The organism is Streptomyces sp. NPDC026092 (assembly GCF_040638605.1).
GTDB lineage: Bacteria > Actinomycetota > Actinomycetes > Streptomycetales > Streptomycetaceae > Streptomyces.
In genome coordinates this window covers 180,264-196,512 of sequence record NZ_JBEZYN010000007.1, presented here as the reverse complement: position 1 = coordinate 196,512, position 16,249 = coordinate 180,264, and the positions used below count along the sequence as shown (strand labels likewise).

The following is a 16,249-nucleotide window of genomic DNA, read 5'->3' as shown; positions in this document are numbered from 1 at the left end:
GTCGTAACGCCCTGACCTGCGCCGACGCGGCGAAAGGTGCACCACTGGTGCGATGTGCGGAGAATGGGGAGGAACAGGGTCCGTTCCGTTCCGCCACCGGGCTCCGACCTGGCAAGGGGGCGGTCGACGATGCCGCTGCGACAGCAGAACCGGGTGCCGTACAGGCCCGGAACGCTGACGAGCTGGACCCTGGTCTATGTGGTGGTCGTGACGGGGCTCACGGCCGCCTATCTCACGTATCCCGAGTGGCACACCCTGCTGTGGGCGCTGATCGGGCTCGGCGGGGTCGCCGCGATCCTCACGGGCGTGCACCTCCACAAGCCGGCCAGACGCTGGCCCTGGCTCGTGCTCGCGGGCGCCAACTTCACCTTCGTCGCGGGCGACACGGCGTACAACCTCCTGGAGAGCCTGTTCGACCAGACCAACCCCTTTCCCTCGGTGGCCGACGCGCTCTACCTGGCGACGTACCCTCTTTTCGCCATCGGGCTCTTCGGGTTCATCCGCTACCGCGCCGCCTCGCGCGACCTCGCCGTGGCGCTCGACGCCCTCATCCTCACCTCAGGACTCGCCCTGCTCTCCTGGGTGAACCTGATCACCCCGCTCGCCAAGTCGCCCGACATGACGTGGATCGAGAAGGCCATCTCGATCGCGTATCCGCTGGGCGACGTCCTGATGCTCGCCATGCTCGCCCGCCTCCTGGTCCCCGGCGGGCTGAAGTCCCGTGCCGTACAGCTGCTCACCGTCGGCACGTGCGGCATCCTCGCCTCCGACGTCATCTACGGGACGCTCCAGTTGCGGGGCACCTGGCAGGTCGGTACCGGCTGGGACATCGGCTGGGTGCTCTTCTTCACCGCCTGGGGTCTCGCCGCCCTGCACCCCTCCATGACCGGCCTGACCGAGCGGGCCCCCGAGCCCCCGGCCGTCATCGTCGAACGGCGCCTCGCGATGCTGGCCGCGGCCTCGCTCGTCGCGCCCGCCCTGCTGCTCTACCAGTCCCTGCGCAACGACCGCGAGCAGGACATCGCCGTCATCGCGGTCTTCTCCGCGATCATGTTCCTCCTGGTCCTCACCCGGCTCTGGGGCATGATGGCCGAGCACCGCAACGCCGAGGCCCGCGAGCGCAGTCTGCGCGTGGCCGCCGCCTCGCTCGTGGCCTCGCTGAGCCCGCGCGAGGTAGCCAGCGCCGTCGAGGTGGCCGCCGCGACCCTCGTCGGACCGGGCACCCCGCACAAGACGATGCTCCTCGCCCGCGACCGCCGACGGCTCCTGTACGCCGTCCCGACCGGGCACCTGCCCTGGAACTTCCGGGGCACCGAACTCACCGGCCCCCAGGGCGTCCGCTGGCCCGAACTCCTCGCCCAGGGCAGCCGCGTCGTCGCCACCGACGAGCTCGACCCCACCGTCGCGCACGCCCTCGGCCCGCTCTCGCACGCCCTGCTGTCCCCGCTCGCCCTCCAGCAGCCCGCAGCCGGGGAATCCCTGCTCGGCGTCCTGCTGCTCGCCGCGCCCGAGAAGAAGCTCCGCGCGATCGCCGGACCCGCGCAGTCCCTGGCCTCCCAGGCCGCGCTCGCCCTGGAGCGGTTCGGGCTCAGCGAGGAGGTCAACCGCCGTACCAGCGAGGCGTACTTCCGCACCCTCGTGCACAACACCTCCGACGTCATCCTGATCGTCGACGACGACGACACCGTGCGGTACGCGAGCCCCTCGGCCGAGTCCATGTTCGGCCACTCGCTGCTGCCCGGCACCCCCCTCACCGAGCTTCTCGCGCCCGGCGACGCCACCGGCGCGCTGCGGATCCTGGCGGGCGTCCGCTCACGCGGCGACGGGGACGCCCGGGACGACTGGAAGCTGCGCCGGGGCGAGGCCACCGACCTGCACGTCGAGGTCCGGTGCAGCAACCTCCGCAACGAACAGACCGTCCACGGTCTCGTCCTCACCCTGCGGGACGTCACCGAGCAGCGGAAACTGGAGCGCGAGCTGACCCACCGGGCGTTCCACGACTCCCTCACCGGACTGCCCAACCGCGTCCTGCTCCTCGAACGGATCGAGCGGGCCCTGCTGCGCGGCCGCCGTGAATCCACCCTGACCTGCATGCTCTTCGTCGACCTCGACGACTTCAAGGTCGTCAACGACACCATGGGGCACTCCGTCGGCGACGAACTCCTCGTCGCCGTCGCCCGCAGACTCTCCTCCGTCCTCCGGCTCAGCGACACGGCGGCCCGGCTCGGCGGCGACGAATTCGCCGTACTCATCGAGGGGGCCAAGGAACCCGGGGACGCCGAGGCGCTCGCCGCCCAGATCGTGCACACCCTCAGCCAGCCGTTCCACCTCACCGACGGCGCCGTCTCCGTCTCGACCAGCGTCGGGGTCGCCACGGTCCTCGACAGCGCCCACGCCGAGGAACTCCTCGGCCACGCCGACCTCGCGCTCTACGCGGCCAAGGCCGCGGGCAAGAAACGCTGGCGGCGGTTCCGGCCCGAACTGCACTCCCGGCTCGTCGCCCGGCACGAACTCCAGGAGGGCATGGACACGGCCATCGCCGACCACTCCTTCGCCCTGCGCTACCAGCCGATCGTGGAGGTCGCCGGCGGGGCCGTCGCCGGCTTCGAGGCGCTGATCCGCTGGCCGCACGCCCGCCGGGGCATGGTCCCGCCCGACCAGTTCATCACCCTGGCCGAGGAGAGCGGGCACATCATGCCGCTCGGCGCCTGGGTCCTGGAACACGCGGCGCTCGAGGTCGCCCGCTGGCAGCGCGCCCGGCCAGGGCGGCAGCCGCCGCTGCGCGCCAACGTCAACGTGTCGGCCCGGCAGTTCCGCGACCCGGGCCTCCTCGACGACGTGCGCCGCACGCTGAGCTCCTCCGGGCTCGCGCCGGGCTCCCTGGTCCTGGAACTCACCGAGACCGTGCTGATGCGCAAGGACGAGCAGATCCGCACCACCATGCGGGCCCTGCGCGACCTGGGTGTCTCCCTCGCCATCGACGACTTCGGCACCGGATTCTCCTCACTCAGCTATCTCCGCGAGTTCCCCATCGACGTGCTCAAGGTCGACAAGTCGTTCATCGACGACATCACCACCGACCGGCAGCAGGTGGCGCTGGTCGAGGGCATCGTCCGGATCGCCGAGGTCCTCGGCCTCGACGTCGTCGCCGAGGGCATCGAGCACGAGGAACAGCGCGAACTCCTCGCCGCCATGGGCTGCCAGTACGGACAGGGCTTCCTGTTCGCCCGGCCGATGACCGCCCATCAGGCGGAGTCGTTCCTGCGCCGCACGTCTTCGAGCACCACCGCGGTACGGCCGGCGGCGCAGCAGCCGAAGCGGCGCACCACGGCGGGCACCACACCGAGCACGCTGACCACGCCGGGCACGCAGGGCCCGCCGGCGCGGTCGGCGGCGTCACCGGCCGTGGCCCGGCGCCAGGGCCGGGGCCCCGTGCGGCGCGACCCCCGGTGGCTCGACCTGGAACGCCTGAAGCGGACCAGCCCGATGTGCGACGCCGTCATCGACGAGATCGACGGCCGCAAGCTCCGCGTCGAGGACCAGTGGCTCGTCGACTTCGCCTCCTGCAACTACCTCGGCTTCGACCTCGACCCGGAGATCATGGCGTCGATCGACCCCCAGGTCAGAAACTGGGGAACCCACCCCAGCTGGTCGCGGCTCATCGGCAGCCCCCGGCTCTACCCCCTCATCGAGGAGCGGCTGACCGAACTGCTCGGCGCGCCCGACACCCTGCTGCTACCGACCATCACCCTCATCCACCAGGCGGTGATCCCGCTGCTCGCCGGCACCGGTCGCGTCTACGTCGAGGCCCAGGCCCACCGCACGGTGTACGACGCGTGCGTGGTGGCGCGCGGGCAGGGCGCCACGGTGCAGCGGTTCCACGCCGACAGCCCCTGGGAGCTGGACGTGCAGCTGCGGTCACTCCCCGGCGACGTCACCCGCCTGGTCTGCATGGACGGCGTCAACAGCATGACCGGCAACTTCCCCGACCTGCGGGAGATCGCCCGGATCTGCCGGGAGAACGGCGCCCTGCTGTACGTCGACGACGCGCACGGCTTCGGCGTGATCGGCCAGCGCGAGCCCGGCGAGACCTCCCCGTGGGGCGCGCGCGGCAACAGCATCGTCCGCCACCTGGGCGAGAGTTACGAGGGTGTGGTGATGGTCGGCGGCTTCTCCAAGGCGTACTCCTCGCTGCTCGCCTTCCTCGCCCTGCCGAGGGCGCTGAAGGACCACCTGAAGGTCGCGGCGGCTCCCTACCTCTACTCCGGGCCCTCCCCGACGGCCTCGCTCGCGACCACCCTCGCCGGGCTCGACGTCAACGCCGTGCGCGGCGACGCGATCCGGGCCGACCTCCACCGCAAGACCACGCGGATCCTCGACCACGTACGCGCCCTGGACATCGACACCCCCAACATCGACGGGCTGCCGATCATCGAGATCCCGCTCGCCGAGGCCCAGGACCTCGAAGCCGTGGCCGCGTTCCTGTGGCAACGGGGCATCTACGTCACGCTGGCCAGCTATCCGCTCGTCCCGCGCAACCGGGTGGGCTTCCGGATCCAGGTGACCGCGGCCAACACCGACGAGGAGATCGACCAGCTCAACGCGGCGCTGACCGAACTCTCGCACCGCTTCGGCCTGCAGCGGTACGAGGAGGACCCGCACCCCGATGGCGTCGCCGCCGGCCGGCCGCCGGAGCCCCGATGAACCGGGCCGCGCCGATCCGGGCGCCCCGCCGCAACCGCGACGCGGACTGGAACGCCTGGCCCGTCGCCGACTACCTCGCCGAGAACTACCGGCTCCTGCACCCCGTCGACATCGGCGTCATCCACCACCACTCGGCCTTCTACCGGCGGTTCGCGCCCGACAGCGTCGCCCGTTCCCTGGAGTTCGGCGCGGGACCCAACCTGTACCCGCTGATGCTGGCCGCCGCGGCGTGCCGGCGCATCGACGCGCTCGAACCCAGCACGGCCAGCGTCCGCTACCTCCGCGGCCAGCTGGAGCGGGGCCCCGACGACAGCTGGCAGCCCTTCTACACGCTCTGCCGCGCCCTCGACCCCGCCCTGCCCGCCACACCCGCCGAGGCGCTGGCGCGGGTGCGGATCGTGCCCGGCGACGCCGACGACCTCCAGCCCGGCAGCTACGACCTGGCCTCGATGAACTTCGTCGCCGAGAGCGTCACCGAGGACTTCGTCGAGGTCGCCGCCCTGTGCGGGGTCTTCGTCGGCTCGGTGCGGCACGGCGGCCACCTCGTCGCCGCCTTCATGGAACGCATGCCCACCTACCGCATCGGCACCGGGCCCCGCTGGCCCGCCTGCCCGGTGGACGAAGGCGCGCTCCGGTCCGTCTTCGAGCCCCTGACCGAGGAGTTGCGGATCACCCGGGTGGCGAAGGACCGCACCCTGCCCGAGTACGGCGACACCGGCGTCCTGCTGCTGACCGCCCGCCGGGCCGGTCCGCACACCTGAGCCCCACATCCGCGCCTCACACATGACGGCTCACACATGACGGCGGATCATCGCCGCGTACTCCTCCAGGGACGAGCCCGGTGTCCCGTCGTACAGGTTCCCGTCGAAGGCCCACATCAGCCCTTCCAGGCCGCAGGACGTCAGCTGCCGGGCGGCCGTCTCCATCACCCCGGGGTGGTACGCCGCCACCTGAGGCCCCGCGCTCTCCCCCGCGAGCCGGGTGAAGCCCTCGGCGCGCGCCACGGCCACCACCCAGCGGGTCGACGACCAGGTCCGTACGGTCGCTTCGTCCGGCGCGTGGACGTTCACGGAGGCGTCCGTGGGCGCGCAGGCGTTGTCCCGGGGCGTGCCCGTCCCGTCGACAAGGGCGGTCGACACCAGGACCACGTCGTCCTGCCGGTGGATCATCCCGATCGTCTCGAAGAACGCGACCCCGCGCCCGACGAGCCGCCCCGCGTCCGTCGGCCCCAGGTGGGCGGCGATCGCCGCCCGCTGGTCGGCGGGCAGGTGACCGGCCCCGGGGATCAGCACCTTCAGCGGACCGTCGTGGCCGAGGTCCGTGTACAGCCCGATCTGCCAGTTGACGGCGTCGGCCAGGGAGGTCAGGTACCAGTGGTACCAGAGCCCCACCTGCCGCTCGGTGAACTCCTCGCCCCGGTACGTGCTCTCGCCGGGCCGCCATCCGGGGAACGGGTTCTGCGGGACCGTGGCCGGACGGTCGGGGTCGGGGGCCGTGGACTGGGCGTTGTCGTCGTACGCCCAGAACTCGCCCTCGGCGCGGTCCGCGGAGACGGGGGAGGGGTAGCCGAACTCGCCGGACTCGTCGACCCCGATCCGCAGCGCCCAGAAGTCCTCCAGGCCGATCCGCTCCTTCACCTCCTTCACGTACTGCTCGGCCTGGTCGCGGACGACCGTGCTGAAGACGAGGTTCGCGGTCTTCGGGGACCGCTCGCCGTACTGGTTGACGTACACGGCCCACGGATAGGTCTCCGCGAGCCAGGACGGCGGATGGTTGAGGCCGAGCCCGGCCTCGATCCGCAGCCCCGCGTCACGGAAAGCGCGGATCCGGTCCTTGACCCCCTCCGCGTACGCGTCGTCGAACTGGTCCCTGCGCGGTTCGAACCGGTCCCAGTCGATCTCCATGTGGGCGACCCTGATGCCGTGTTCGTACTCGTGGCGGGCCTCGTCCTCGTGGGTCTGCAGGGTGCCGAACCCGTACGCGTCCGGCTCGCCGCCCCCGTCGTGGCGCAGGATCCCGACCGTCGCCAGGACCAGGACCAGGACGGCGAGCAGGCCGAGGACCGTGCGGCGGCGCCCGCGCGGCCTCATGCCAGCAACTCCCGGTACAGGGCCGCGTACTGGGCCGCGAACCGCTCGGGGCCGAAGGACTCCTCCACGATCGCCCGGCCCCGTTCCGCGAGCATGTCCCAGACGCGGGGCTGTTCGAGCAGCCAGAGCAGCTGCTGCCCGGTCCTGCGGGCGTCACCGGCCGGCGCCCGCAGCACCGCGTCCCCCAGGTCGGCGAACTGCGGCAGGTCGCTGAGGATCGCGGGCCGCCCGGAGGCCAGCGCCTGCAGGACCGTGAACGGGATGTCCGCCTTGCCGCCGATCACCGGCGGCGGGAAGAGCAGCACGTGCGCCGAGGCCAGCAGGGCGTGCATGTTCTCGACATAGCCCCGTACCTCGACGTCGGTGAGACCCACCGCTCCGGCCAGCTCGCGCAGTTCGTCCCCGAGGACGGCCGCGTTCTGCCCGGGCCGCCCGCGCATGGCGAGGACGAGACGGAACCGGGCCCCGGCCCGTGCCGCCTCCGCCGCCGCCTCCACGGCGATCGCGGCGCCGCCGTGCGGATCGTGGTGACCGACGAAGAGGACCACCGGCACGCCCTCGGGGCGCGGCAGGCACGGCCACCGCCCGAGCGGGATCATCGGAAGGATCACCCGTACGTCGCCGAAGTCCGCCGCGCGCAGCCGCCGGGCCATCGACTCGGTCAGGGCCACGGTCGTCCCCAGGGGCCGGGTCCTGGCCAGGAGCCGGGAGTCCATCACCCCGGGCACGCTGTGCACGACGGGCCGCGCCCCCAGCATCAGGGGGCGCAGCCAGGAGTACGCCGGAAACGTCCGCCCGATCGTCAGGAACGCGTGCACGAGGTCGGCGCGGCGGGCCGCGACGGCCCCGGCGAGCGCCGCCTGCAAACGGACCGGCGCGTGCGGGGCGCCGTCGCCGGACCACAGGGCGATCGCCCGGCCGACGGGCGGCGGCGGACGGCCCCGGCGTCCGGGCCACTGGGAGAACCAGAGGAACTCGAAGTCGGGCAGCGCCCCGAGGACGTCCCGCGCGAGGGCCACGTCCGATCCGTCCGCGCCGTCCAGCGGGCTGCTGGTCAGGAGCAGGACGCGCGGGGGTCGCGCGCTCACCGTCATCGCCCGATCCCCTCGGGCGCCGGACGGGCTCCGTCCGGCAGCGGGATCCGGTAGAGGGCCAGCGTCCCGTACATCTCGCCCTCGAAGGAGAACAGCAGCTGCCCCCGCTCGGTGAGCCGCTCGACCTCGGCCAGGCTCGTGTTGCCGTACCCCTGCTCGATCACCTTCCAGGGGACGATCACGTACTGGACGCGCTCATAGGCCCGCTCCTCCTCCGACACCCAGTGGTCGAGCCGGTACAGGTCGTTGAGGGCGTAGTGGGAGACGCCCCGGCTGGTGCCGCCGTCGACGGTGGCGATGGTGGTGCCGCGCGGCAGATGCTGGGTCACATAGGCCCGCAGCTGTACGAACCCGTCGTCCGCCCGGCCGCGGTCCTTCGCGTACACGGCGGCGGGACCGAGGACCGCGCAGGCCAGGAACGCGGCGGAGAGGCCGGCCGCGACGGCGGCGCGGCGGGTCACGGCGTGCCGGGCAGGCAGCGGCAGGGTGACCGCGAGGGCCACCAGGTTCGGCACGAACAGCAGGTAGAGCGCCTGCTCCTCCAGCGTCCCCAGGGCGAAGGCGTAGAGCAGGGTGAGGACCGCCGAAGCGTGGAAGAGGGCGAGCAGCCGGTGGACGCCGTCCTTGCGCCGCAGCAGCAGATAGAGCGCCAGGGGGGTGAGCAGGAGCATCGCGTACGTCGGCGCGTACTCGGGGAGTTGCGCGGTCAGCCGCCCCATCAGGGAGGGCGCGCCGGGCGCGTTGAAGCCGGTCTCCTGCTCGATGCCGAGGAGCCGCTGCAGGCCGTTCGTCTTCGCGTACCAGAAGTCGTCGAAGTGGCCGAAGGCCCTGACCAGCGTCAGGTACACCGTGTACGGCACGACGGCCGTGGCAAGGGTGAGCGCCGTGAACCGGCGCGGCGGCCCCCAGTTCACGGCGAACGCGACGAGCAGCGGCAGAAGGGTGATTAGTGCCGAGTGGTCCTTCGTCAGGATCGCGAGCCCGAAGAGGAGCCCGGCCGCGACCGCCCGCGCGCGCGGCCGGAGCGGTGGGGCGTCGCGGGCGAGCGGGATCAGGACCAGGTAGCCGGCGAGGACCCAGATCATCGTCTCGGTCTCCAGGAGCGCCCGGTCGTTCTGCCGGATGCAGAACTGGTCCACGGCGAAGACGAGTCCGGCGATCAGACCGGCCCCGCGCGACCTGACCCGGGCGACGAGCAGGACGAGCAGCGCCGCCGTGACACCGGCGAGCAGCGCGTTGAGCACCCGGACGTCGTGCACCTGCGTGAGGACGTCGCCGCCGTCCGTGCCGAACAGCCGCGTCCAGCCCGCCTGGAGGTAGAAGAACCCCGGCGGATGCAGGAAGAACAGCCCTTCTTCGGTACGGGGGAAGCCGCCCGCGCCCGCGCTCCTGCCCAGCTCCGTGTAGATCAGCTCGTCCACGAACACGTCACCCGAGCGGTCGACGGCCACGAGCCGGAGCGTCGCGGTGACCACCGCGGCCAGGGCCGCGAGGGCGAGCGTGGGCACGGTCCACCCCGCGAGGCGGGGCTTCTCCCCGCGCTGCCGCGTGGGGCCGGGAGGCGGGGCGGCGTCGCGAGGCGGCCCCGGCGGCATCGGCGGGACCTGAGGCATCGGCGGGAACGGCGGTTTGGGCGGGAACGGCGGCCTCGGGGGGGCCGGCGGTCCGGTCGTACGGGAGAGCGTCATGACCCGCCTCCCGTCCGGTGCGCCGGCGCGGCGCGCACGTCCTCGGCCAGCAGATAGACCTCGGGCGCGAGCGGGATGGCCCCCTCCGGGAACAGGGCGTCCGCCTGGGTGCGGTACCCGCGGATGAGCTCCTGCTTCTCGGCCAGGCCCTCCTCCCAGGCGCACGTGACGAAGTCGTGGCGCGCGGTGAAGGCGGGGTCGGGCCGGTGCCGCTGGTTGTACGGGAAGTCGCTGTAGTAGGCCACTCGTTGCCCGCTGCGCTCCGCCGCCGTACGGACCAGGACGTGGTCGGCGTGGCCGCCGACGCCCTGCGGCGCGAGCACCAGGCCCCGGCCCGGCGGCAGCAGCGCGGCGATCACCTGGGTGGCCGCGTTCAGGGTCTTCGCGTCGTGGCGGGAGACCCGGCCGCGCGACAGATGGAGCCGGTACGTGGGGTAGACGTGGTCGATCTCCGGCAGCCGCCCCGCCAGACCGCCCGTGTGCGGCGACCGGCCGCTCCTGCGCCGGAACAGACCGTCCACCAGGCCGAGGTGACTCCACGCGACGCCCAGCTCCGCCATGACGGCCCGGTCCTCGTCCTGCCGGGCCGCGTACAGCTCCTCGGCGTCCGTGGCACCGGTCTGCCGCAGGTACTGCCGGCCGGACAGGGTGTACGGCGGTGGCGCGGCCTCCGTGAAGAAGGACACGACCGTGACCGGGGCCCGCACGCGCGCGTGCAGCAGCAGCGCGCCGCACGACAGCACCGCGTCGTCGAGGTGCGGGGACAGCGCGATCAGCGGCTGTCCGGCGTCGATCTCCGCCGCCATCGCCCGGGAGGTCAGTGGCTGGTCGGCCATGGCGCACCCCTCCTGTCCCACCGCGGCCGCCGCCCGGCGGCCGGAGTGTCGATCAGACGGCGCGTCAGGGCGAGATACCGACCCGTCATCTCCTCCCAGGTGTAGCGCTGGGCCGCGTGTCCCGCGCGCCGGCCGAGCGCGCGGCGCGCCGCCTCGTCGGAGGCCAGCATCCGCATCCGGTCGCCCAGCGCGGCCACGTCGAACGGCGGGACGGCGACATCGCCGCCGTCGCTCATCCACCGCAGCGCGGGCAGATCGAAGTGGAGGACCGGTTTCCCGTACGACATGGCCTCCAGCGCCACCAGGCCGAAGGTCTCGTGGCGCGACGGCATGACCAGGAAGGCGCTGTCGCGCAGCAGGTCGCGCTTGAGCTCCTCCCCGGCGAACCCCACCCAGCGGACGCTGCCCGGGTGCGCGGCGAGCAGCGCCGCCAGCTTGCGTTCCTCGGCCTGTGTGCCGCTGCCGGCAAGCACCAGCGGCAGCGGGGGACGTCCCCGGCGGTAGGCCTCGACGAGCAGGTCGATCCCCTTGGCCCAGGTGTCGATCCGGCCGAGGAACAGAATGTGGTCCCCGCCGCCGAGCCGGGCGTCGTCGATCTGCCGCCGCTGGACTCCGTTGGCGATCACCTGCACGTCGGCCCGGGGGCTGAGCCGCCGGACGGCGGACGCGTCGGCCTCGTTCATCACCACGATGTGCCGGTAGCAGCGCAGCCCGAGCCGCTCCACCAGGAAGAACGGGATGTGGTAGCGGCGCCACAGCGCCTCTGCGCTGCGGCCCTGGTCGACGCCGACGACCGGGGCGCGGGTGAACAGCGGCAGGAAGCTCGTCGAGAACGGCGGGGTGAAGCTCTCCAGCCAGACGTCGTGCGGCAGCCTGCGGGCCAGAACCGGGAGCAGGGTCAGGAAGACGAGCTGCCCGGCGCGCGGACCGGCCCGGCGGACCGGCAGGTACAGGTAGCGGATCCCGTCCCGCGACCGGGTGCCGCCATGCCTTCCGGCCGTCACCACGGTCACGTCGAAGTCGTCGGCGAGGCGGCGGGCGACCTTCTCCACCACCAGGGCCCCACCGCCCCGGTAGTCGGGGTTGCCCGCGTCGTCGAAGATCGAGACGACGACCCGCCTGCGCGCCGTCGGGGGCGGCCCGTCCCCGATGTCCGGCAGGCGCCGCCTCCGTACGGTGTCCAGGACGCGCTCGGAGGCGTCGGCCGCGACCCGGGACGGCGCACGCTCGCCGTCGAGGCGGACCACGCGGGGCAGGCGCGCGGCCCAGGCGCGGTAGCGCGCCCCCTCGAGGACCGGCGAGCGGGCCGTCCCCTCCCGGTCGGGCCCGCGCAGGGCCGTGGTCGGGGAGCTCTCCACCAGCAGGGTCACGTCGTGGCGGCGGGCGAGCCGGACGAAGGGCCCCGAGGCGCCGCCTGGCGGGAGGCCGAACGCGACAAGCCCGTCGAGCGGCCCACGGTCCGTCAGCACGACCGCCGGGCGCCCCAGGGCTCGTACCGCCAGCGCACGCCGTGCGGCGGACGTCCGTACGGTCAGTTCGCCGGCGTGGACCAGCGCGTGGGCGCGCCCCGCCCAGGGGCCCCGGCGCGCCGACCCGCGGCAGAGGAAGCAGCCGTGGTCGTCGAGGGTCGTCACCGCGAAGCCGCGTTCCCGCAGCAGCCGCGCGAGCCGCGGGACCAGCGAGGACGTGCTCGCGCCCGCGGGTCCGGAGACCGCGACCAGGAGGGGCCTTGACGTGCTCATGGGAGGTCCCTCCGTAGTCGCTCGGTGAGAGTGAGCGGGACGCGCACGGCGACCTCGCGGGCGGCCGCGCCCGCCCGCCCGCGGGTCAGCAGGTGTCCGGCGTGCCCGGCGCCGGTACGGAGCGAGGTGGTGACGGGCAGCGGCAGCGGGAGCCGGACGTGCGCGCCGTGGTCGAGGCGCGCGATCGCCTCCATCGCGAGGGCCAGGGCCTGCCCGCCGCCGGCGAACCAGCCCTCGCGGGCGGCCTGGGTACGGGCCTCGGCCAGCACCTCGGGCGCCAGGAGCTCGCGCAGCGCGAGGAGTTCGGAGAGGTCGAGCGAGAGGCCGCGGAACAGCACGTGGGCCAGCCTGATCCTCAGCCGGTCGGCCGGACAGGGGACGAACCAGGCGCGGCCGTCGCGGTCGGGCACGGCGTGGGCGAAGAGCCGGTCGGCGGCGATGACCGGGACGCCGAACCAGGACACCGAGGTGCGTAGATGGGCGCAGGGGCCGCCGGGCGGCTCCGGGAGCACGGTGGCGGACCGTTCGGGCCAGTACGCCGGGCGGCGCGCGTACCAGCCGTCGAGCGCCGTCCGCGCGGCCTTCCAGCGGTCGGCGGGGACCACCAGGTCGAAGGCGCCGTCCACGTGGTCGCCGCCCGGGTCGTCGTCGACGAGCACGGTGGGGACTCCGGCGTCGCCGAGCCGCTCCGTCGAGACGACGAGGTTGTGCCGGAAGAGCCGGGTCGCGTCGGTCACCGCGTCGGCGGTCGCGGCCAGTCGACCGGGGTAGGCCCGCGCGAGACGGCCCTCGACCCGGTTGCGGCGGGCGGCGGCCAGCGCGGCGCGCAGCTCCTCGTCCGGCGCGGGCGGCGGGTCGCCCCGCCAGACGGCGTCGGTGAGCAGCCGGAGCGCCCGCTCGTCGGGGTCGGGGTTCCGCACCTGCCGGGCGTCCCGGCGGTACGGCCCCGGGGGCTTCGGGTACGGAGCCCGGTCCGGCACACCGGGTTCCGTACCGCCCCGCCCGGTCTTGTGAGGGGTCCCGTCCGGGTGGCCCGCACCCGGAAGGTCGTCGATCGGGTCGGTGGCGTTCCCGCCCGGCGGGTCCGTGTCGGGAGGGTCCCCGCCCCGGGGGCCCGCGTCGGGCGGCTCGTGCGCGACGGGATCGCCGCGCCGGCGGAAGAAGCGCCAGAGCGCCACGGCCGAGGTGAGCACGGCGGCGATCAACCAGGCGACGGCATGGGGCCGGAGGGCCACCAGCACCCCGGCGAGGAGCAGCGGCGGCAGCAGGGCGCGGAGCACGGCGGCGCGCGGAACGGTGTGCGGGGAGCCGGCCGGCCCGGCGGCCCGCCTGCGGGCCGCCTCGCGGACGAGCAGGACGCCCAGAGCGGCCACCGTCCCGCACATCCCGCCGATCGCCATCCCCAGCACACCGCCGGCCACCCACCCGGTCGTCAGCCCGGTCACGTAACAGACCAGGCCGGCGAGGAGCGGACGCAGTGTCGCGTAGTCGTTCACCGCCTGCGAGAAGGTCACCAGGAGGGACAGCGCGCCGAGCGCGAGACCGGCGACCGCCGTGCACGCCATCAGCGTGCTCATTTTTGTGTAGTCGTCGGGGAAGACGGTGGTGAGCACGGCGCCCGGTGCCGTGGCCGCGACCACGGCCAGCGGCAGGGCCACCGTGAGGTACATGCCCATCGCGCGGGTGGCGAGCGGAGTCCCGGCCCGCCGCCGGGAGAGCGCCGGCAGGAACGCGATGGAGACGGCCCCGGCGAGGAACAGGGGGACGCGGCCCAGCATCACGGCGGCCTGGTAACTCGCCGCGTCGGCACGGTCGGTGGGCAGCATCGCCACCAGGACGACGTCGAGCGCCGCCATCAGCGCGATGGCGCCCTGGAGGGACGCGACACCGACGGCGCGCCGCCACAGCTCCCGGTTGGCGGTCGCCGCGAGCCACGGCCGCCGGCCCGGGCTGCGGTAGCGGTGCGGAAGGAAGAGCGTGAACGGCGCCACGGCGACGCCGAAGGCCGCGAGGGCGCCCGCCTCGCCCAGATCGAGCGCCGACACGAGGAAGAGACCGATGCCGAGCTTCAGGACGGCCTCGACGACGGTGAGCGACGCCAGGGTCCGCAGCCGCTCGGTGCCCTGGAGCCAGCCGACGCAGATCCGGGTCACGTAGATGAGCAGGGTGCTGGCCCCGATGACCAGCGTGGTGACGAGCCCGGCGAACTCGGTGGCCACGGCGCCCACGACGACGGCGGCCAGTGCACCGCCCGCGACGGCCGTCACCACGGCGAACCGGATCGCCTCCCCGCGCTCGGCGTCCGACCGGGCCCGGGCCAGGGCCTGCGCCAGCATCCACGGCACGGTGACCACGGCGATCGCCGCGGTGCACACGATCAGCCCCTGACCGGCGGCGAACGTGGGGTACGAGCCGACGTCCAGCAGCCGTGTGAGCGCGAGCGCGTACACGTAGTTGACCACCCCGACCGTGACGGCGGCGGTGGCGATCCACCGCGCCCCGTGCACCGCCGTGACCTCGTCCGGGGCAGGGACGTCGACCCCCGTCGGGTCGACCTCGACCGCACGGGGAGCCGCCGCACGGGCGTCGACCGTGTGCGGGTCGGCCGTGCGGGCGGCGGTGTCGGGGCCGGTGGTCGTCATGGCGTGACGCCTCCGGGACCGGTCGCGCTGGTCCCCCGGGGAGGGCTCGCCGTGCCGACGAGCACGTCCCGGCCGCCGGCGAGCGTGACGGTCGCCTCGCGCACGTCGAGCCTCCTCAGGGCCTCCAGCGCCCGCACCTCGTCGCAGCCGTGCAGGATCAGCCGGAAGCCGTCTCCGTCGCGGCTCCACACGTCCGTTCCGCGCAGCGTGCGCCCCAGCGCCCGCTCCGTGGCGTCGGCGTCCCGCGCGGTGAAGCGCGTGACGACCGCGAGGTCGCTCGCCGTGCGTCGCGAGCGCCGGTGCCGGTGGATCCGCTGGAGGTCTTCGAGGACCACTCGTGCGAGGCGTTCGGCGCTCGCGTCCCAGGAGAACGCGGCGGCCCAGGAGCGGCAGCGGGTGGCCATGGACGTACGGGCCTCCGGCCGCGCCAGCTCGTCCAGGGCCGCGCCGACCCCGTCGGCGAGATCGGCCGAGGACGGCAGCAGCCAGCCGTTGACCCCGGGCTTGATCGCGTCGCGCAGCCCGGGCACGTCGTAGGCGAGGGCGGGCGTGCCCTCGGCGTTCGCCTCGATCACGGTGAGGCCCCAGCCCTCGGCGACGGACGGCACGACCGTGAGCCACGCCTGGCCGAAGAGTTCGCTCTTGCGCTCCTCCGAGACGTGCCCGTGCAGGACGACGGCGGAGCCGACGCCGAGTTCCTCGGCGAGCGCCCCGAGCCGCTCCCGTTCGGGCCCGTCGCCGCAGATGTCGACCCGGAGGTCCGGCACCCTTCGGAGCAGCGCGGGCACGGCCCGGACCAGCAGGTCCACCCGCTTCTGCGGCATCAGCCGGCTGACGACCGTGACGGTGGGGGTTGCGCTGCGCGACGCGCCGGTGGCCTCGGACACGGCGTGCGGGCTGCCGTTGGGCACGATGTGGAGGGGGTTGCCGAAGCCGAGTTCGCGCCGGGCCCCTTCCCGCGTCGACGGCGAGACCACGACCATCGGCCGCCCCCGGTACACCCGCCGGCTCACCTGCTTCTCCAGGAACCTGCCGACGGTGTTGAGGGGCCAGTCGAAGCGGACGTCGAACTGGCCCTGGTGGATGTGGTGGATGACGCAGATGTCGGCGGTCCAGCGAGGGGTGAACAGCGGTGAGAAGAACGGGATCCCGTTCTGGAAGTCGACCACCGCGTCGTACGCGTGACGGTTCCCAAGGAGGTGCCGGGCGGCCGCCGCGTACACGCCGAACGTGCCGCCGGCGCGCACGATCCGGATGCCGTCGCGGTACTCGCGCGCCGGGGCGCCGGGGCAGCGGGCCGAGACGAGCGTGAGGTGCGCACCGGCCGCCGCGAACCGCCGGGCGATCTCCCAGCAGTACGCCTCGGCCCCGCCGGCGTCGGGGTGCGCGGGGTCGCGCCAGTTCAGGAACGCGATGTCGGTACGGGCGAGTTGGTCGAGGGCGGTCATCGCGA

Annotated in this window: 9 protein-coding genes; 2 read left to right on the top strand and 7 right to left on the bottom strand. The window is 73.8% G+C overall.

What is annotated here, in order from left to right; genetic code table 11:
• Nucleotides 1–129 precede the first annotated feature (129 nt).
• Nucleotides 130–4,704: an aminotransferase class I/II-fold pyridoxal phosphate-dependent enzyme gene (locus AB0F56_RS14130; RefSeq protein WP_362008309.1), complete on the top strand. Its 4,575-nt coding sequence runs from the start codon at nucleotides 130–132 to the stop codon at nucleotides 4,702–4,704.
• On the top strand, nucleotides 4,701–5,465 hold the full coding sequence (locus AB0F56_RS14125) for a class I SAM-dependent methyltransferase (protein ID WP_362008306.1): 765 nt from the start codon (nucleotides 4,701–4,703) through the stop codon (nucleotides 5,463–5,465). Before AB0F56_RS14130 ends, AB0F56_RS14125 begins: the two co-directional genes overlap by 4 nt.
• A gap of 30 nt (nucleotides 5,466–5,495) precedes the next feature.
• Here the strand turns inward: AB0F56_RS14125 and AB0F56_RS14120 are convergent, their stop codons facing one another.
• The 7 genes from AB0F56_RS14120 to AB0F56_RS14090 all read right to left on the bottom strand — a co-directional run bounded on the left by AB0F56_RS14120 (nucleotide 5,496) and on the right by AB0F56_RS14090 (nucleotide 16,244).
• Nucleotides 5,496–6,794 carry a beta-galactosidase gene (locus AB0F56_RS14120; RefSeq protein WP_362008304.1) on the bottom strand — a complete coding sequence of 433 codons (1,299 nt, stop codon included), beginning with the start codon at nucleotides 6,792–6,794 and terminating at the stop codon, nucleotides 5,496–5,498.
• Nucleotides 6,791–7,888, bottom strand: a complete 1,098-nt coding sequence (locus AB0F56_RS14115; RefSeq protein ID WP_362008301.1) for a glycosyltransferase family 4 protein — start codon at nucleotides 7,886–7,888, stop codon at nucleotides 6,791–6,793. Before AB0F56_RS14115 ends, AB0F56_RS14120 begins: the two co-directional genes overlap by 4 nt.
• Nucleotides 7,885–9,396 (bottom strand): glycosyltransferase family 39 protein, encoded by a 1,512-nt coding sequence (locus AB0F56_RS14110; RefSeq protein ID WP_362008299.1) that lies wholly within the window; start codon nucleotides 9,394–9,396, stop codon nucleotides 7,885–7,887. Before AB0F56_RS14110 ends, AB0F56_RS14115 begins: the two co-directional genes overlap by 4 nt.
• Before the next feature lie 176 nt (nucleotides 9,397–9,572).
• The gene (locus AB0F56_RS14105) at nucleotides 9,573–10,412 is read right to left on the bottom strand and encodes a PIG-L family deacetylase (protein ID WP_362008296.1); all 840 of its coding nucleotides are present in this window, start codon (nucleotides 10,410–10,412) and stop codon (nucleotides 9,573–9,575) included.
• Nucleotides 10,394–12,154 (bottom strand): glycosyltransferase family 4 protein, encoded by a 1,761-nt coding sequence (locus AB0F56_RS14100; RefSeq protein WP_362008293.1) that lies wholly within the window; start codon nucleotides 12,152–12,154, stop codon nucleotides 10,394–10,396. Before AB0F56_RS14100 ends, AB0F56_RS14105 begins: the two co-directional genes overlap by 19 nt.
• Nucleotides 12,151–14,796 (bottom strand): hypothetical protein, encoded by a 2,646-nt coding sequence (locus tag AB0F56_RS14095; protein ID WP_362008290.1) that lies wholly within the window; start codon nucleotides 14,794–14,796, stop codon nucleotides 12,151–12,153. Before AB0F56_RS14095 ends, AB0F56_RS14100 begins: the two co-directional genes overlap by 4 nt.
• Entirely contained in the window at nucleotides 14,793–16,244 is a 1,452-nt protein-coding gene (locus AB0F56_RS14090; protein WP_362008287.1) for a glycosyltransferase family 4 protein, read from the bottom strand. The genes AB0F56_RS14095 and AB0F56_RS14090 overlap by 4 nt, the downstream gene beginning before the upstream one ends.
• Nucleotides 16,245–16,249: the final 5 nt, after the last annotated feature.